The organism is Dorea acetigenes, assembly GCF_025567385.1.
Lineage (GTDB): Bacteria > Bacillota > Clostridia > Lachnospirales > Lachnospiraceae > Claveliimonas > Claveliimonas acetigenes.
The window spans coordinates 1-18203 of sequence record NZ_JAOQJU010000004.1 but is presented as its reverse complement, the minus strand read 5'-3'; the positions used below and the strand labels follow the sequence as shown (position 1 = coordinate 18203).

Genomic DNA, 18203 nt, shown 5'->3' with positions numbered 1-18203 from the left:
TCTGCCTGATCAACACCCTGTTTTTTATTGTTCCAAGTTATCGAGCCAGTCATCGAAACTCTTCTTAGAGATGCGATACTTTCCGCCATCCAACTGGATCCACCGGAATTCCTTTTTCTTTAAAAGGTTATAAATAGTAGGTCTGCTGACTCCTAAGATTTCCTGTAACTCTTGAACTGTATAACATCTTTTTTCTGACATTTCTTTATCCTCTTTTCTTTGAAATATGAAAGAAAAATTATCCCTTCATATAACGAAACGCTCAGAGCATGTTTTACAGTGGTCAAAAGCAAATTTTTTTACTTTTTTCTTACGAGTTTTCTTTAATGCAACTCGTAACATTAGATTTTTACATTTTTCATGAAATTAAGTAAAGAAAAAGAGCATATGGAATTGAATCCATACACTCTATGATTACTGGAACTTTATTTCATTTTTAATTCAACAAACTAGAAGTTGTCAGTTTAGAAAACCGGAAGTCAATCAAATAAAGCTTCCCATTTTTCTGATTGCATTGCATTAAAACACATCGCAATTTGTTCTTTATTATTCTTTTCTTCTGCAAGTTCTGGAAGCTCATCAATTCCAAAATAATCAAAACCTGTTGTTTCAATATTCGTTTTAAATTGACCGCCCGTCACTTCACATTGCATAAAAATCTTACATACTTTATACGCATATATTGGAAGATTATGTTTCTCCCTATCTTGAACAGCAATCACACGTTTTACAGTAACATCAAGTCCTGATTCCTCTTTGACCTCCTTTATTGTATTCTCCTCTACGGAAATATCGACATCACACCAACCTCCCGGTAATGACCAAGTACCATTTGCTTCATGAACCAATAATATTTTCCCGTCTTTAAAAATCGCAGCCCTTGTATCTATTTTAGGAGTCTGATATCCTACATCACTGCAAAATAAATTTTGAACTTTTTCTGTAGATATTTCAGTTTTATAGCTTATCATTTCAGCAGAAATTTCTCGGATTCTTTCATATCGTTCTATATCAAATTTGTCCTTTCCATAAAACAAACCACCCTGAGCAATAGCTTGTAATTCTACTGCCCATTTTAGCCATTGTTCGTTTTTATTCATAGATTATCGCTCCTTTAAATTCCGATTTGTTACTCACATGATATCATATTTTTTCTTCAATTGCATTTTCATTGAAAAAATCATTAAAACTTCCAATGTTTAATATAAATAAAGCAATATAGTTGCATCCCTACTCGTATTAAGAGCTGAAAAATAAATATAAATCCTATATTAATGAAGAAGGAATGGAAGAAAAAAGCATCTTTTGAATATAGAATACCTAATATATTTTGTACATTCAAATTATTTATTGGAAACAAATACAAAATTTTGTTACCTACCCCTGTTTTTATCATTTGCACCAGCAATAATGGTAATATATATACCCCTAATGAAACAGCTAATACTGACATAGATGAATGCATAAGAGCTGATATTAACAATGTTACACTCTCAACAAATCCAATACCAACTAATTGCATGACAAGAATTAAAAAGTATATTTGAATATGGTTATATTGCAAAGGGAAGTCAAATAACCCCAACGACAAATTTGTTTGTATGTCTGAATTCCATCCGCTCATATCATACATTGTAGAGAAAACACCTATGTTGACCAATTGAAAAATAATAAATAAACTCACTGTAATAATACTTGTCGCAATCAATTTAGCAAATATCATTTTGTTTCTTCCATATTTTGTAACTAACAGAATCTGATTGATATTTTTAGAATTATCATCTGAAAACACTATGGAAGATACCAATATTGTAATTATGGACAAAAGAGCATATATATATCCAAGTACTCGATATAAATCTGTCCATGGAACATAATTTCCTAATGTCAAAGGAGTATCAAATTTTTTAAATCCAGCCTCGTCCAATGAATATAAATCCACGTCTTCTATTGTTAATCTTTGGCCTTTATTAACCTGTTCAATCATTTCTGAATAAACATTTTCGGCATCTTTTGAAAAAAAAGTATCTCCCATTTCCCAATAAAATGGATAAAAAGGCTTATTAACAACTTTTTGCTCTTCATTCTCTTGGAAATTATTCATAGAATCAGACAGAATCATTTTAACTTTTTCATCTGTAAACTCTCCAGAATATTTTTCATCTATTATTACATCGAGGCTCTTTTCAAACCCCTTTTTCTTATTACTCGCTTCACTCATTGATAGCTGTGAATAGTGATACCCAACAAAAAAAATCCCCAGAAGGACTAAGCATCCTACAACAATCCCACCAAATACAGTTCGGTTTCTCAATATTTTCCCAAGTTCAAACTTAATTAGCGATGTCATACTCTCATTCCCCCTCTCTAAAATAAAACAAATACAAATCTTCTAAAACCGGATCAACTTGTTTCGCATTTGCAAAAGGTTTTTCCCTTGAAATAAGTCGAAGAACAACTCCGTCTTCTCCATATTTACGATTACTTACTGTATATACTTGCTCAATTCGATTTACTTCTTTTTCTGGAACCAGGCATTCCCATACACACTTGTTAATATCTTTCAACAAATATGTTATTGTGCCTGTATTTTCAATTCTACCTTTTTTTAGAATAATGATTTCATCTGCTATATATTCTATATCTGATACAATATGTGTAGACAATAATACTATTTTTTCTGATGCAAACGAACTTATCAGTTTTCTAAATTTAACTCGCTCTTTGGGATCAAGCCCTACCGTAGGTTCATCTAATATTAAAATTTCCGGATTATTGATCATTGCTTGAGCGATACCTAGTCTCTGTTTCATTCCGCCAGAATACTTTCTGATTTTTTTATTTTTCACATCATCTAAGCCAACCTGAATCAATAAATCTAAACATCTCTTTTTTGCTATTTTCCCATTTAAGCCTTTCAATGAAGCGATATACATCATAAAATTTAATCCTGTAAAATCAGGATAGTATCGAAAATCTTGTGGTAAGAATCCAAGAATCGAGCGATAATATTCTGCTTGCAGAGCAATATCTTTATGGTCATATTGTATATTTCCACAATTTGCTCTCATCAGTCCACAAATAATACGAAATAAAGTTGTTTTACCCGCCCCATTAGCACCTAATATTCCGTAAATTCCAGGAGTAAATCGATACGACACATCATCAAGCACAGTTACATTCCCATATTGTTTTGTTATATTATTAATAGTTAATTCCATACTGAAGCTACCTCCCATTTGATTATTTTAGTTTGAGAATATAAGATAATCCCTAATATTGTCGTTGTAATGAAATATGCTATTCCCCAATAAAGCATTCGAATTTCATATATTTTAAAGATATTTGCAATTAAAATAACTGCGACACAAATACTTCCCGATATACACCATAGGAAATAATTATGTAATTGCTTTCTCCATATAGTTATAAGCGAAAATAAAATAATGCAAACAATATTGTATGGAACAAGTACATAGACTAATATCTGATACAAAGGCAAAGATACTATAGATTTAGTCATAAGAGAAAGCAAAATAACAATTACCATATCAATAATGCCAAAAATCAATAATTTCATCATAATATGTTGTCGCAAATCATATTTGAATGTCTGTTCCAATTCCCACATTCCTGTAGTAAAACTTTTGAATAATTCATCTATAAAAAATAAAGCCGAAATGAATATTACACCTGTGATGCATAACATTATTTCACTTATCGGCTGTAAATTTTTAAAATTTAATGCCATAGTTATCCCTGATAGAAAAATGAATAATTGAATTATCCAAGTATGAACATGTATGAAGCGAAAAGTTGACAGGAATAGCTCAAAGTAAGAATGTCGACTCATTCTAAGTCTAATCATTATTTCATATCCTAATTCGATGATTTTTTCACGTCCTTCTATATCACCTTCTAATTTATAACCAGCCAATTTCGATATAATATCTTTTTTATCCATCATAAAATTCCTCTCTTTCTAAAACTTTTTCTAATTTTCTAAGGCCTTGATAAATACGTGACTGTACAGTAGATACCCCCACGCCAGTAATTGTCGCAATATCTTTTACCTTTAAATCGTGATAATACCGTAGTATCACAACCTCTCGTTGTATTTCAGGAAGTAAATCAAGTGCTTTTTGAACCGTTTCTTTTCTCTCATCATGTAATATTTCATCAATCAATGAAGTGTCTAAATCAGTTGTAAAATTATCTGTGAGTTCTATTTGCTCAATATGTCTTTTTTTCAAATAATTATTGCAAGTATTGACAGCCATAGTGTATAGATAATTTTGAAATTTTCCTATGAATCGGTATCTAGGTAAACTTTCTACCAATTTTAAAAAAATATCCTGTGTTAAATCAGAAGCTATATCGCAGTCTCCATAACATCTGCGAACACAATAAAAATACACACTATCATAATATTTATGTACTAAAATATCCCATGCATCAGGATCTCCCATCTTAATTTTGTTTATTATCATCCAGTCTTGTATCATATCCATCACTTTTCTCTTAATTATTCTTCTCTATATATAAACAACTAACCTTAACAAATCATTTAAAAACACAAAAACTTTTTATATTATTTTTATATTTATTTACAATATGATAAACTATTCTTCCCCTCATGGGCAAGGGATTAGGAGTTCCCTGTGGCGGTTAGTATGCAGTAGTTCGATTATCCTGTAAGCGTGAGTTTTCCAAACTTATCGGATTCTTGGTAGTTGCCTTAGTAGCCGTTGGTCTTGTATTCAATGCGTCCGGCGTAAAAGATGTATTGTTACAGTTATTCAATAAGATTATTGGAGCATAAAAATAGTATTGCTATTGTGCGGACATTTGCATATAATAAAGATAGATGGAAATACTACTCACGAAAGGAGATGTTTTATATGGCTACAAAATCAGCAAATTTATATGCAAGGATTGAACCAGATGTCAAAGAAAAAGCAGAAAGTATCCTGTCTACACTTGGTATCCCTGCTTCCAGTGCTATCAATATGTTTTATAAACAGATTATCTTACAGAGAGGACTTCCGTTTGAAGTAAAAATACCATCTGCCAGACCGGTTGATATCAGCACATTATCAGAAGCAGAGTTCAATGAAGAATTGGAGAAAGGATATGCGGATATGCAGGCTGGACGGACAAAAAATGCGAAGAAAGCATTTGCTGACATTCGCAAGGATTATGGCTTATGATATATGAAGTAGAATTATCCGAACAGGCTGACAGTGATTTGAGAGGGATTTTTGAATATATTTCTTTTGAATTACAATCGCCGGAAAATGCAAGCGGACAGCTTGACCGTCTGGAAGAACAGATATTAAGTCTGGATACGATGCCGGAGCGTTATCGAAAATATGAAAAAGAACCGTGGAAAAGTCGTGGACTTCGTGTATTACCAGTAGACAATTATGTGGTACTTTATATTCCAGACAGCGATAAAAAAGTTGTAACAATACTTAGAGTAATGTATGCCGGACGGGACATAGACAATCAGTTAAATCTCCACACAAAGCAATAAAGGATATGATTTAAAGCAGTCTTTCATTTATGATCGACTGCTTTTTTCATATTCAAAATTAAAAAGAAAGGGCTGAATTACGATGGAAGAATGTAGCGTATTGATTGAAACGACCAAATCAGCAGAGGATAACAACGAATTGCTGAACTGGAACAGCAGATAGAGAAAGGACGTGATATAGATGAACGAATCCAGAGAATTAAAGAACGCCGAACAGTTGGAAGAGCTTCTGCTCCTGACCGAGGAGATACAAGAAGAACTGGAACAGAAAGACCAGCTTATCGTGGAACTGAAGACGCAGCTCAACGAATCTCTGATCTTGAACGAGAAATTAAACAAAGAGAACAGAGCCGGGAATATTCAAGCATTAAAGAACGACTTGAAGCTGGCAGACAGAGCATTGCGGAACGAGAAAGAGAAGCTGCGAAGCGCAAACGTCATGATCGGGGAATATCAAAATAAAATACGCTGTTTAACACAACAACGGGATTATGCCCGGACACATCAGAAAATCGTAGAGATACCGGTAGAAAAGCCGGTACTCTATGAAAAATGTGAATCCTGTGACCGGACAGCCTATCAGAATGAAAAAGCGAAATACGGAACACAAAAAGAGCGACTTGCCGGACAGTATAAAGCAAAAACGGTAATGTTCCAAACAACCTTGTTCCTTCTTGCATGGTATTCGCTGACAACCACTCTTTTTCAGGCAGTACAGTCCGATGTGTTCCTTTCCGATTGTAAATCATTCTTCCATGATGCAGCGTCATTCCTACAAACTTTTATCGGTTGGACAATTGATGCCGGGCAATCTGTGGCACAGATTAGCACAAAAATTCCAAATCCTTTTATAGCCGGAATGGTATATTGGTTATTTCTGATATTGGTTGTCGGAATATGTGTGGCAGGGACAGGGATACTGGCGATACTGATAGAAATAAAGGTTATAGAATTATATAAGAAAAACTGTTGGGATGTTATTACTCTACTGATGATACTGACAAGTACTGCTGTCATCATTTATTTTGGAGAAGCAATTAAAAAAGCACTTTCCGTAAATCTTCTATTGCTTTTCGTACTTTCTCAGGGAGTATATCTTGGAATCAGATGTTATTTGAAAAATCGGTTAGGTACCAAGCAATATTGGTGAAAACATGCTAAAAAACGTATAATAGCAGGGGATAAAACATCGTCCCCTACTATTATATAAACAGCGAAGTTTTACCCATCTCTCTCTTTTGAAAGATTCGCTACTTGTGGAACCGAGATATAAGGTTTCGCCTGTGTTCTTTGGTGTATCACTACCACATTTCTCTGTACCGATGTAATCTTTCTGCATACGGAAGCAAGAGATACAATATTCCTTATTTTAAAACATAATTACAATTCCTGTTTGACAAGAACGATCATCATAGAAGGATTGTATTTGTCCCCACTCATAATAATATTCGACGCCTGTCATACTCTTTTTACTGGGAGTACCTAAGCATTTCCTTAAAAACCTATTATTTTCTTCTTGCAACTTTTCTAAGACTGTACCATTCATTGTCTCATATTTCGTAGAATACTTTTTGTCTGCTCGAACCAATTCAATCTTTTTTACTTTTCCATGTCTTCCATAGATTGTAACATAAAACTTCTTATAAAGCCATTTTAAAGGTTTCTTAGAAATCAATATTGTATAAGAATACTCTGTTTGAGCAATCTTAAAATCAATTTCTTTAAATAGGGAAATACTTCCTTTGGGAGTAATTTTATATCCCCCTATTTTTAACATATCTTCCTTTAGCTCATCCTTTATTTGGATAATCTCCATACTTACTATAAAAACAACATAGCCTTCACACACTACAACGGTAACTATTTTTGCCCATAGCACATCTGGAACAAACATGTTCCAAGCTATAACAGGAAGCAAAGCTACTCCTACCGCAGTCACCAGTAGAAGCACCCTCCAAATATAATTTTTCTTTCTTTTTCCTTCATTAGTTAAATTTTCATCATAATAAAGATGACCTGGGGCTTCGAATGAGTTTAATAGAAATTCCTTTAAAAATGACACCAGAACCGCTCCCCAAGAAGATTTCTTTTGTTCCTTCATATTACCCAATCTCCTCTGCTATATGATTATTTTTCATTCTATTTTTTACTTAACTTATACATTAGCAAGATTTTTAGTTATTCTTCTAACAATATTTTTATCCCCGCTTTTTCTGCTTTATGCGAAAAGTCAACAGCAAATCCCCATCCCATCTCTGCAAATTGCCATTTCTTCGTTTTTTTGTAATTTTATAGCTTTCAACTGTAGACACTTTATTTAATTCAGGATATAACTTCTTAAGTGTAAGTATTTGTTTATTTCTGCTTATTTTTTCATTCCATATAATTGTTAATTTAACCTGTTTTCTTTCAAAAAAACCCACCTTACATAAATCTGCATAGCAGGCTTCTGGTATTGATATATCATTGTTTTTTAACATTTTTCTCCTTTATTTAATTTTATAAAAAACTTCTAAGCCCTATTAAAAGAAATATGAAGCCTATTAGAGGAACAGGTATCATACAAATGAGAAACACATTAAATTTTTTCCTTGCTTCATCAGTATTTTCTTCTTTTGTTACTTTTGCTTTTTTCATAACTATAAAAGGGAATATCAGTAATAATAATCCTCCAACTACTGCTAACAATATTTTCATCTTATATATTCCCTCCTTATCTTTAAATAAATATTAATCATGTATCGTACTATATTCCAATCCTAATGCACTTTTTCTTCTACAAATTCTTTTACTATCGCCTATTGATGTATTTTCATATTCACTGTTTGAAACAGTATATATTTCTCTTTTACCATTACAACTTACATATAACTCTCTATCTCTAGTTTTACCACTGCTAATCTTTTTGTCTGTTACAATTGCAATTTCATGAGTTGCCCCATCAAATGTAAATAAAAAATTTATTGGGAAGCTAATTGTAAATGCGATTATAAAAGCAGCAAATACAACTGAAAGTTTACGTCCAAATTTCTGTGGTACATCTGTTTTTAAAGATTTAATAATAAATGGCAGTGCAAGTAAAGCAGTAATAATTGCCGTAATCTTCATATAGTTTCCAAATTCATAATTAAAGAGTTTACTCGTATTCAGGGATAAAAGCATTGCTATTGCTGCACCCATAAATGGTAATTGATACGCCAGTTCTTGTCCTTTTTTTGTGGTGACTTCTATAAATATATATGGATAATATTTTATATACACTGCATATGTAATCATCAAAACCATTATAAATATAACTAACATTGTTTTGCCACCAATAAAAAATGCTACCGCATCAGCAATTATTAGAATCCAACCTAAAGCTTTTAAAAATTGCTTTGTTTTTTTACGCTTTTCTTTTTCTATTGTTTTTGACATATTTTTGATAGTTGTATTCTCATTACATATAGATTTATAGAAATTCTTTTCTATCCAGTTTAAAGCAGGTACATACTTTGATACATCTTTGTTCTGTTCAACTAACTCACCAAAATCCACAAGATCTATTTCATGTTTTATAAGTGTATCATATAAAATATCATAATTTACATACACTTGCTCCAGAGTAACAAGTCTATTGTACATCTTATCAATTAATATGACATCTGTTCTACCATTTAATGGAATCATTAAAATACAACGAATATCATTATATTTTATATGCTGAGTTTTCTTAACCAGATAGCTAAATACAATTTCATCTTCATTTACTACAATTATTTGTTTCTTGTATGCCAAAATTAAAGCAATACCTAAAAATACAAAAGGCATAAAACATATCGCAACCCCCATATTTCCTGTAACAAATGTTACCAGTACGATTATTAAAAAAAGAACTGTTGTTACTATTCCTAAATTTTTTACAAATTTACTTAATCTAATGACATTATCCATAAACTCAATCTCCCTATATGATTCACATTTTTCATTTTTTACGTTCTAATTTCTTCTTATCCTTTTTTATTTCTGCAATCTTTACTTGCAGCCAGTCCACATTTCTATTTCGGGCAGAAATTTTAGCGATTTTTTTCTGATTTTTATATAAAATAAGAGCTTCTCCAAATAAATTCTTTTTTCTTTTCATCTGGGTAATATCCGTTAATCTTATTTTACAGTTCTTCCTTAAAAATCCATTTCTATATAGCCATCCATCCTTGACAATTGTTTTGTCCATTAAAACATAAAATAAATTTCTAATTATCTTTTCATAAGTTCTTATAACACCGATATATCCCTATTTTACAGGCTTTATCGGTGTTTTCTTTTTGGCAGATACTTCTTATAACCACTCATAAATCTGCATTCTTACTAAGTCCGTTTTCTTTTGGAAATATTTTTTCAATGTCACGAAAGCGGTTTGCACAGAATATATGTGGTAAAATATTCCAAGCGTGAATGGAATGGTCGCAACCGCTGTTTGTTATTGTGAGTTGTCCCCATGTTACTGCCGAATTGAACGCATTATTTAAATAGCTCATATCCTTTTCTTGTAATGCTAAGTAACTTCCTAAATAAACAATCTTTTTTCCGAAATTTTCATGCAATAATTTCAGCCATATAATAATCTGTTCTTCTGGCTTTTTACTTTGACAGTATTTCGTATACTTCTTTAATCGCTCATCAATATATGCGTTCATGTTGGCATATCCAAACATTTTATCCACATTTTGTAAATATAGTTTGATAAGTTCCTTTTTTTCCATAGAGTACCTCGTTTCACTTATAAAATTTTGCTATTTGCTACATAAATGCTTTCAATCCCATTAGAATAAGTATAATAGCAATATATACACCCCACTTATCCCAATTATAAGTGTCATAATAAAATTGAAAACAATACAAACTTTCTTCTGATTTAAAGAAAAATGTTCAAATTTTTCAAGGTTGTATTGACGAATATAACTTTTAGTAATTATGGAATAAATTGAATAACCAATAGCAATGATACTTGAAATAATAGCAATAATATCAGTCATTTTACAATCCATATCTTCCCTCCTAAAAAGTTTGCATATCATTACCACAAAAATTAAAATATTATAATGTTTAAATTTATTGTTTTTCTTTTGTGAAATAGATACTTTTTATATCACATCTTATAAAATGCGGTTTTGCCTTGTAAATACAGCGTTTTCCGCCTGTTAGTGTATAGTGTCTTTTGTTTTTTGTGCCCCCCTTGTTAGATAACGGGGGCTTAATCTTCGCTCGCCACAGGCTCGCTCACAGACGAAGTAAACCAGCCACTTGCAAGACATGGCAGAAAAATCTGAAAGATTTTCCTGCCACCGTGTCTGGATCACTCCGTCTGCCTAACTAATAATATAGTATTATGTAAAAATGTCATTTTATTTAGGTACATCTACCGAATAGCTTAAACAGTCACCTCTTTTGTTACTTTGTAAGTCATTGTAATACCATAGATACATGACTCTGTCATATACATTGATTTCAATTACACCGTCCGGTTTTTGTCCTTCTACTTCCAATGAATAGATTTCTTTATCATGTGCATAGCCGTAAACAAAACGCTTGCTTGGATAATCGGGGTTTAAGTCTTGTTGGAAATCACTTAATTTCAAAGAAGAGTGAATAAGCTCTGTAATATCATCTAACAAAATTCTATCTCGTTTCGTTGTAACCGGTGTAGCATTTATAAATGCGTATTGTGTATGCCCATTCTGTATCTGCTTTTTACAACGAGCCATTACTAAGCCTTGAATATCATCGTTATCATTTCCAGCCCGATAGAAAATCGTATCATATTTTTTGCCTTGCCATATATGCAAGGTTTCATCAACATGATTAAGAAAATCAGCAGGAACCGAAAGTTCCTCATTTTCAGCATTCAAAGTGGAAAGTTGAATAGCTTCTTCAATCGTGTCATAATATACAAGCTTGGCATTATTTTTATCATAATCATTTATCGTAAATTCCACGTATTCATTATCTTTATTTTCTTCTTCCGGAACATAAGTATAACGACCATTTTCAATATGGTCATCATATTCAACATCAACAAATAACCCAATCCCTATCAGAGCTACAAAAATCAAAGAAATCGCTCCAATTATGATTAACATTATTTTCAAAAATTTTTTCATGGCATACACTTCCTTAATCACTTCAAGTTTATCTATTATTATTTATCATATTATATCATTAGAAAATTGAGTAGTCATCACTTTTCTAGTATCTGTCAGAATATTTTTTATTCCATAAATTATCAAGAGTGTAAACATTGCTACGCAACAAGCTCTTGACAATTCATGTCCTAAAAAATGATTAATAATCAAGCAGAAAAAGAATAGTTATACTGTATTACAGCAACAAAAAAGACATCTCATATTCTGTATGAAATGCCAATTTTGCCTTTATTTATGCTGTTTTCTCTGTCGTATCAAGGTTCTTTCATTCGTAGTAAATTAGTGGTAAAATTCTTTTATTTTTTGTTTCATATTGCTTAAAATCCCTGTGTTTATGCGGATAATTCGATTTTTACTCTTTTTGGGATAAAAACTGCATCACAATATCGAACCAAAATATAAAAATCAATTTTATCTCTTTATCATAATTATATACATCAACTAACCACATTGTAAAGCAAAAAGCAAGCCATTTTCAGACTTGCTTTCCACCAGATTACTGCACCTTATTGCCAAATCATCTCCTTATTCAAAATTCCCTTTTCACACTCTTGTATAGTATTTATTTGCTACCCATTCCATCTGTTTATCTGCCTTCAACTCTTCCTTAATCCCCTGTGTCTATTTCATTTGCTCTACAATTGACTATTATTCCAGCGATTATATAAAAACCATAACCAATACAAAATATGGAAACGGTGCTTCTAACTATACCGCTAAAGCCTTTCGCCATTATCCCGAAAATAGTACTCCAGCAGAGAAATAGCGCCAGCAGACATAAAAAACTCGAACCCCTTGTAAAATGGGCATCAGAAGTTTTCTACCCGTTATTCTTGTTCTATAATTCAAGTGAATCTTCTGAATCTATCCACATCTGTAAATTGCCATCGAGATATAATCTTGCATATTCTAAAGGCTCATCCACAGCCAATGAAGTAAGCGCACATTCTGATCCATATGTGGTTTTTAAATCTTTTTCAGCTCCCCAGCAATCAATGCGAAGCATATATCCAACACTTATGCTTTTCTCTTTTTTTCATTCTATCACAAGCTCACCATTAATCATCATTTTTTTGATATTTTTTCTTTTCCCCCACTGTAAAACAGGCTCTCAGCGTTTCGTTATATAGAGGGGTACACATACAGAGCAAGATCCACCCATGTTTAACAGTATTGCCGTTTGGCATCCTGTTCTCCTATGGGATTTATCTTGATGGGGATCTCCCCATACCCTCTTAATAACAGACGTTTCACTTGTCTGTTGGTTCCACCTGAAGGTGTTCACGGCACTATTTCTAATATCGGAAGGGACAGCCGATATTGAAATACGTGGACTCCCGGCGGGAGGAATAGTCTCAGCGGAAGGAGGAGTATGAGAACAAAAAACAAAGATAAAGAACTGAATCACAGACATTTTATAGGATTACGTCTTACAGATGTCGAACTGGATTTATTAGACCAAGGCGCTGCTTGTTTATCTATTAGCCGATCAGAATATCTGAGAAAACTTCTGCTTGAGAATCAAATCAATCATCAGATTGAAGTTGTTGCAGACATGAATGACCTCAGAAAACTGGTCAGTGAATATGGAAAGATTGGATCGAATCTCAATCAGATCGCCAAGCATTTTAACAGTGGTGGCAGTCAGTCACGTGCTATAGAAAACGAAATCCATCAGTGTATCACGGACTTATTCCTATTGAGAAAAGAGGTACTGAAACTGGCAGGTGGTATGAATGGCAATCGTAAAACACATTAAAAGCAGAAATGCAAATTACTCAGCTGCTATCAATTATCTTCTGTTTGAACATGATGAAAAAACCGGGAAAAAGATTGTAGATGAATCCGGACGAAGCATCTTGCGAAAAGAGTTTTATATGGATGGGCTGAACTGTGATCCGATGTCTTTTGACAAGGAATGTGAACTGACAAATGCTCATTTTCACAAAAATAAAAAACGTGAAGATATCAAAAGTCACCACTACATTATCAGCTACGATCCGAGCGATGTTACAGAAAACGGACTTACCGGACCAAGAGCACACGCAATCAGTTTGGAACTTGCAAAGCAGATGTTTCCCGGATATCAGGCACTGGTGGTTACTCATACCGATGGGCACAATGAGTCCGGAAATATCCATACCCACATCGTCATCAACAGTGTGCGGAAGACTGCAGTAGAAAGGCAGCCTTATATGGATAAACCACATGAGGAAGCCGCCGGTTACAAGCATCGTTCCACTGATAAATTCATGAACACTTTTAAGAAAACAGTCATGGATCGGTGCCAACAGGAAGGACTTCACCAGATAGATCTTCTTGCTCCGGCTGAAAGAAAAATCACTCAGAAAGAATATATGGCACAGAAACATGGCCAGCAAAAACTGGATGAGATCAATCAAAAAATCATCGAAGATGGTCTCAAACCAACATCCACCGTGTTCCTTACACAGAAAGAATATTTGCGAAATGCGATTGATGAATGCGCTGCCACATCCAATAGTTTTGATGAATTCCAATCTAAACTTCTGGAACTATTTCAGATCTCTGTGATTGAGCATCGTGGCAGATACAGCTATCTTCATCCTGATCGACAGAAGCGGATTTCTGAACGTGCACTGGGAACACGATATGGAAAAGAACACCTGGAACAGACCTTCTTACGCAAGGATCCATTGGCCATTCTCTACGTCAGATCTCACCTGTGCCTGGTTGTAAATCTCCAGACAAATGTGAAAGCAATGCAGAGCCCGGCTTATGCTCATCGGGTAAAACTTTCTAATCTGCAGCAAATGGCAAATACCATTATCTATGTGCAGGAACATGGATTTGATACGCAGTCAGATTTGAAAAAAACACTGCTTGCATCAAAGCAGGAATTGAAAGAAATGCAGACACAGTTTGCTCAGCATCGGTCCAATCTAAGGACTCTCAATGATCAGATCCGCTACACCGGACAGTACTATGCAAACAAGGAAGTTTATTCCCAATTTTCAAATGCAAAGTACAAAGGAAAGTACCGGAAAGAACATGCGAAGGAAATTCAGAAATATGAAGAAGCCAGAGATTGGCTGAGATCCTTTTATCAGGATGGAAAGATGACAAGCCTAAAAACCCTGACTTTACAAAAAGAAAAACTGCAACAGCAGATAGCTTCCGAAGAAGAAGCAATAAGCAGCTTGAAAGAAAAATTAAAAGATCTGGACACTGCCGATCAGAATGTTGATGCCATTCTTCAGATGCAGATACCAGAACCAGTAAGATCAAAAAACAAAGATCTCGAACGATAACTATCACAAAACAAAGGAGGAACTATCACATGACACAAGAAGAATTTAATATTGTATTTGAACTTCAGATGAGAAAGTGTGCCGATATTCTGGCACATAAAAAGAAAGAATATACCGGTGACAATATTGACCGCCTCAGTGCATTCAAGATTGCTGCCGCCTTACAAAACTGCGATCCAAAAGCAGCACTGGCCGGTATGATGTCGAAACATGTCGTATCCCTTTACGATATGTGTTATTCCACTCTGTTACATTTTGACATGGAACAGTGGGATGAAAAAATCACAGACTGCATCAATTATCTGATCCTTTTAAAAGCTCTGGTAAAGGAGGAACAGGCCTATGGATCACATTGAAACAGCTATCTTAAACTGCTATGGAATCCGGGAAGCAGAACAGAATATGGTCTTTGCTGCCAGACTCACACAACACGGTCATACGATCCAGAACATGGCAGATCTGATGGATCTTTACCGTCAATCCTACAGTCAGAAGACTGTAGAAAACATTGCAGGGCTTCCGCATCCAACCGTGCAGAAATTCATGGTCATTACCGTAGCTGTTGTTGGTGCAAGCAGACGCTTCCTGGCACAGATCACAAGACATCAGAATGAAGTAAAGTACATGAGTGCATCTCTGCAGTACAGCAATTATTCCGGTCATGCTGCATTTGCTATTCCATATGGAATCATGAAAGCAGATAAAGAAATCCAGGATATTTACAAGAAAAGCTGTCAGTCAGATCTGGATCATTATGCAGAGCTTTGTGCCTTAGGCATTGATCATGATTCAGCCGGATATGCCACACCTCAGGGACTTCGAAACGTACTGATCATCAGCGCGACACCTTACCAGTGGAAGCATATGATTGGTCAGAGAACCTGCAGAAGGAATACGGATGAAACCAGGATTGTGATGCTCTATATCTGGCAAAGATTGTACAAATTAAGCCCGATTCTTTTTGCACCAGATCTGACCGGTCCATTCTGTCAGAGAGGAAGCTGCATGGAAAAACAGATGTCCTGTCAGAATCCCATTTCAAAACTTTGGATGCCTGCAGATATCTTAAAAACAGATTATCCATTGCTGATCCGGAAGGAGATGAGCAGCCATAAAGATTAAACTGATTGACTTTGGTCTGAAAGCAGATCATCATCCATTCCGGCCACATGAAAATGATGCCGGTGCTGATGTATTCATGCCTTATGATTGCGTATTAAAACCAGGCGAGGTTGCAAGAATTCCGCTTGGATTCGGTCTCATCATCCCAGATGGATTTGCCGGATATGTCTTTCCACGAAGCAGCATGGCAGCAAAAGGACTGGTATGTGAACTTCCACCGATTGACTCCGGTTATCGTGGTGAAATCCATGCCATTATAAGCAACGTGAGCACATCTTCTCAGACCATTCATAAAGACACACGCGTCGGTCAGCTGGTGATTACACCGGTCGTGATCGCAGATTTTGTCCTGGACCTTGGTGAAGAACGAGGAACTGGGGCATTCGGAAGCACAGGAGAATAATACTATGATTACATTTGGAAGAAAATTAAAACACTTAAGACAAAAAAATCATCTCACCCAAAAAGAACTTGGCATGGCTGTTGGATTTCCCGACAGCTGTGCTGATGTCCGGATTGCTCAGTATGAGAGTGATGTCCGAAAGAGGATCTTATGAAGCTCTTCGCATCAACACTCGGTGTTCCGGTTGAACTCTTTACCGTACCGGTACTCTCAGAACCCAGGGAGTATGAGGCGGCGGAGTATTGGAGGTATGAGTTAGGGGCGGAACTAGATTAAGTGTCGTATACTGTAATGAGGCAACGGATTATCCGCTGCCTCTCTTTTATCATTTTAGGGGTAATAATTGAAAATAACCTGTATTGAGCAATCCTCTTTTTCTGCGCTTTATCTACATATCTATATATTTCACTTTATTTCTGTTCCATCGATAAGAAGCACATATTTATCCGGATTATGAACAAGATCATAATCTTTTCCATATTCAATCGGTCTAAATTCTATTTGCATAATGGATTCGCCATTTTCGATATCTTCTTTCCAAGAATATACGGTCATATCAAGGCTGGTTGCATATCCATGATCTGTAGAAAATTTTATTGAATGAAATGAATTCTCTTTGTACATTTTTAAAAGCAGTCTTGCAAATGCTTCTTTATCAGAAATATTTTTTCTGTTAGCAACTACTGTAAAATTTTCATCTCTATTCATAGAAAAACTGCCAACTACATCTGGCTCACCTTCTTTATACTTTAATAAGCTTTTTCCAATTATCATTCCAACAATAATCGAAAAAACGATAGCAACAAATACAAGTGTTATATTATTTTTCTTCATTTTATTAAGTTCCTTAGAATTATATAGTTGAATTAAATCTGTATTTCAAATAAAACGCCTACAAAGTGGGCGTTTTATTATCTTAATACTATTTAATTTTTTTCATTTCTTCAACAAACTGTTCTTGTGTAATTCTCGCATTTAATACATTTTTTCCTAAAAACAATTCATCTTTATCACATGTAGCAAAACATGATTTTACCCAATTAACTTTTTTATTTAATTTTAAATAATGTATGAAACCAGATAAGGAGAAAACGTAAATTGTGTTAATGATAGCAGACATGAGTATGGAGTGAATATCTTATTTGGAGGAAAAACAAATGGTACAATCAATCTTTGAGGAAATGGGCGGCAGATACGAACGGCAAGGCGAATACATTTTACCCTGCCTTACCATACCACCCGAAAAGGAACAGTCGATAGACTTATTCGGACGGCGGCACTTGGACTATCTGCGGGAGTACCGCAAAATTACATACACCAATCTTCTCACAAGCGGCAGGCTCAATGCTTACCTTGCCGACATTGACAGACAGGCACAGGAACACTTTGAACGGCTCATAGAGGGCATGAAGCAAGCACAGGGCATAACGGAATGCCTAAAGGAAGAAAACGCCTTAGAATGGACTGGAAGAACGAATAACATAAGGGCTTGTGCGAGGGAGATTGTGGAAAAGGAAATTATTTTTGCATAAACAGATGATTAGTGGCAGGGGGAAATCCTGCCGCTTTTTCTGCTTTAGTTTGTCAGCTTGACAAATAAAGGGTTAAGGAATATAATTAGATTCAGTATTATACAAGGAGTTAATAAATATGCGGCAAGGTATTCTTAA

Annotated in this window: 25 protein-coding genes and 1 pseudogene; 11 read left to right on the top strand and 15 right to left on the bottom strand. The window is 34.5% G+C overall.

The features are described from left to right. Window positions 1-24: 24 nt before the first annotated feature. From OCV99_RS05650 to OCV99_RS05625, 6 genes are all read right to left on the bottom strand, one after another. A complete protein-coding gene (locus OCV99_RS05650) occupies window positions 25-201 on the bottom strand; it encodes a helix-turn-helix domain-containing protein (protein WP_003864535.1) in 177 nt (58 codons plus the stop codon). 278 nt (window positions 202-479) lie between these two features. Then, a complete protein-coding gene (locus tag OCV99_RS05645) occupies window positions 480-1100 on the bottom strand; it encodes an NUDIX hydrolase N-terminal domain-containing protein (RefSeq protein ID WP_005334860.1) in 621 nt (206 codons plus the stop codon). A gap of 83 nt (window positions 1101-1183) precedes the next feature. Continuing rightward, the gene (locus OCV99_RS05640) at window positions 1184-2350 is read right to left on the bottom strand and encodes an ABC transporter permease subunit (protein ID WP_055057093.1); all 1167 of its coding nucleotides are present in this window, start codon (window positions 2348-2350) and stop codon (window positions 1184-1186) included. Between the two features lie 4 nt (window positions 2351-2354). Continuing rightward, window positions 2355-3221: an ABC transporter ATP-binding protein gene (locus OCV99_RS05635; protein ID WP_055057092.1), complete on the bottom strand. Its 867-nt coding sequence runs from the start codon at window positions 3219-3221 to the stop codon at window positions 2355-2357. Further along, the gene (locus tag OCV99_RS05630) at window positions 3212-3967 is read right to left on the bottom strand and encodes a hypothetical protein (RefSeq protein WP_055057091.1); all 756 of its coding nucleotides are present in this window, start codon (window positions 3965-3967) and stop codon (window positions 3212-3214) included. The genes OCV99_RS05635 and OCV99_RS05630 overlap by 10 nt, the downstream gene beginning before the upstream one ends. Continuing rightward, on the bottom strand, window positions 3957-4511 hold the full coding sequence (locus tag OCV99_RS05625) for an RNA polymerase sigma factor (RefSeq protein WP_005334762.1): 555 nt from the start codon (window positions 4509-4511) through the stop codon (window positions 3957-3959). Before OCV99_RS05625 ends, OCV99_RS05630 begins: the two co-directional genes overlap by 11 nt. Window positions 4512-4901: 390 nt before the next feature. Between OCV99_RS05625 and OCV99_RS05620 the strand changes: the two genes are divergently transcribed. The 4 genes and pseudogenes from OCV99_RS05620 (at window position 4902) to OCV99_RS05605 (ending at window position 6686) form a co-directional block, all read left to right on the top strand. After that, a complete protein-coding gene (locus OCV99_RS05620) occupies window positions 4902-5210 on the top strand; it encodes a type II toxin-antitoxin system RelB/DinJ family antitoxin (RefSeq protein WP_028087852.1) in 309 nt (102 codons plus the stop codon). After that, entirely contained in the window at window positions 5207-5536 is a 330-nt protein-coding gene (locus OCV99_RS05615) for a type II toxin-antitoxin system RelE/ParE family toxin (protein ID WP_005334765.1), read from the top strand. The genes OCV99_RS05620 and OCV99_RS05615 overlap by 4 nt, the downstream gene beginning before the upstream one ends. 135 nt (window positions 5537-5671) lie before the next feature. Further along, window positions 5672-5998 (top strand): annotated as a pseudogene (locus OCV99_RS05610) (MobA/MobL family protein); the annotation flags it as partial. Then, window positions 5976-6686 carry a DUF6040 family protein gene (locus tag OCV99_RS05605; protein ID WP_008369915.1) on the top strand — a complete coding sequence of 237 codons (711 nt, stop codon included), beginning with the start codon at window positions 5976-5978 and terminating at the stop codon, window positions 6684-6686. The pseudogene OCV99_RS05610 and the gene OCV99_RS05605, both read left to right, overlap by 23 nt. A gap of 219 nt (window positions 6687-6905) precedes the next feature. Here OCV99_RS05605 and OCV99_RS05595 read toward each other — a convergent pair whose 3' ends face one another. From OCV99_RS05595 to OCV99_RS05560, 8 genes are all read right to left on the bottom strand, one after another. Beyond that, window positions 6906-7637 carry a hypothetical protein gene (locus tag OCV99_RS05595; protein WP_005334769.1) on the bottom strand — a complete coding sequence of 244 codons (732 nt, stop codon included), beginning with the start codon at window positions 7635-7637 and terminating at the stop codon, window positions 6906-6908. Window positions 7638-7734: 97 nt separating this feature from the next. Further along, window positions 7735-8016 (bottom strand): hypothetical protein, encoded by a 282-nt coding sequence (locus tag OCV99_RS05590; RefSeq protein ID WP_055057068.1) that lies wholly within the window; start codon window positions 8014-8016, stop codon window positions 7735-7737. A gap of 19 nt (window positions 8017-8035) precedes the next feature. Further along, window positions 8036-8233: a hypothetical protein gene (locus OCV99_RS05585; RefSeq protein ID WP_005334773.1), complete on the bottom strand. Its 198-nt coding sequence runs from the start codon at window positions 8231-8233 to the stop codon at window positions 8036-8038. 33 nt (window positions 8234-8266) lie between these two features. After that, entirely contained in the window at window positions 8267-9469 is a 1203-nt protein-coding gene (locus OCV99_RS05580; RefSeq protein ID WP_005334774.1) for a hypothetical protein, read from the bottom strand. Window positions 9470-9500: 31 nt separating this feature from the next. Beyond that, window positions 9501-9659, bottom strand: a complete 159-nt coding sequence (locus OCV99_RS05575; protein WP_226901469.1) for a hypothetical protein — start codon at window positions 9657-9659, stop codon at window positions 9501-9503. A 205-nt stretch (window positions 9660-9864) separates the two neighbouring features. Beyond that, window positions 9865-10278 (bottom strand): hypothetical protein, encoded by a 414-nt coding sequence (locus OCV99_RS05570; protein WP_005334777.1) that lies wholly within the window; start codon window positions 10276-10278, stop codon window positions 9865-9867. 642 nt (window positions 10279-10920) lie between these two features. Then, complete coding sequence (locus OCV99_RS05565; protein ID WP_040015611.1) at window positions 10921-11676, bottom strand: hypothetical protein; 756 nt, start codon at window positions 11674-11676, stop codon at window positions 10921-10923. Between the two features lie 880 nt (window positions 11677-12556). Beyond that, window positions 12557-12739, bottom strand: a complete 183-nt coding sequence (locus OCV99_RS05560) for a DUF6061 family protein (protein WP_052302926.1) — start codon at window positions 12737-12739, stop codon at window positions 12557-12559. 351 nt (window positions 12740-13090) lie between these two features. Between OCV99_RS05560 and OCV99_RS05555 the strand changes: the two genes are divergently transcribed. From OCV99_RS05555 to OCV99_RS05530, 6 genes are read left to right on the top strand one after another with little or no spacing between them, the layout of a single operon-like run. Then, window positions 13091-13477 (top strand): plasmid mobilization protein, encoded by a 387-nt coding sequence (locus OCV99_RS05555; RefSeq protein ID WP_055057067.1) that lies wholly within the window; start codon window positions 13091-13093, stop codon window positions 13475-13477. Continuing rightward, window positions 13455-15008 (top strand): relaxase/mobilization nuclease domain-containing protein, encoded by a 1554-nt coding sequence (locus tag OCV99_RS05550; RefSeq protein WP_055221938.1) that lies wholly within the window; start codon window positions 13455-13457, stop codon window positions 15006-15008. Before OCV99_RS05555 ends, OCV99_RS05550 begins: the two co-directional genes overlap by 23 nt. A 29-nt stretch (window positions 15009-15037) precedes the next feature. Further along, on the top strand, window positions 15038-15364 hold the full coding sequence (locus tag OCV99_RS05545) for a hypothetical protein (protein ID WP_003864545.1): 327 nt from the start codon (window positions 15038-15040) through the stop codon (window positions 15362-15364). Continuing rightward, window positions 15351-16130 carry an FAD-dependent thymidylate synthase gene (locus OCV99_RS05540; RefSeq protein WP_033126099.1) on the top strand — a complete coding sequence of 260 codons (780 nt, stop codon included), beginning with the start codon at window positions 15351-15353 and terminating at the stop codon, window positions 16128-16130. Before OCV99_RS05545 ends, OCV99_RS05540 begins: the two co-directional genes overlap by 14 nt. After that, window positions 16120-16533 carry a dUTP diphosphatase gene (locus OCV99_RS05535; protein ID WP_055057065.1) on the top strand — a complete coding sequence of 138 codons (414 nt, stop codon included), beginning with the start codon at window positions 16120-16122 and terminating at the stop codon, window positions 16531-16533. The genes OCV99_RS05540 and OCV99_RS05535 overlap by 11 nt, the downstream gene beginning before the upstream one ends. Window positions 16534-16537: 4 nt before the next feature. Beyond that, window positions 16538-16687, top strand: a complete 150-nt coding sequence (locus tag OCV99_RS05530; RefSeq protein WP_242856472.1) for a helix-turn-helix domain-containing protein — start codon at window positions 16538-16540, stop codon at window positions 16685-16687. A gap of 251 nt (window positions 16688-16938) precedes the next feature. Here OCV99_RS05530 and OCV99_RS05525 read toward each other — a convergent pair whose 3' ends face one another. Further along, complete coding sequence (locus OCV99_RS05525) at window positions 16939-17367, bottom strand: hypothetical protein (RefSeq protein ID WP_033126098.1); 429 nt, start codon at window positions 17365-17367, stop codon at window positions 16939-16941. A 323-nt stretch (window positions 17368-17690) separates the two neighbouring features. On the opposite strand from OCV99_RS05525, the gene OCV99_RS05520 reads away from it, so the two are divergent. Then, entirely contained in the window at window positions 17691-18065 is a 375-nt protein-coding gene (locus tag OCV99_RS05520) for a TnpV protein (protein WP_015535394.1), read from the top strand. Window positions 18066-18203: the final 138 nt, after the last annotated feature.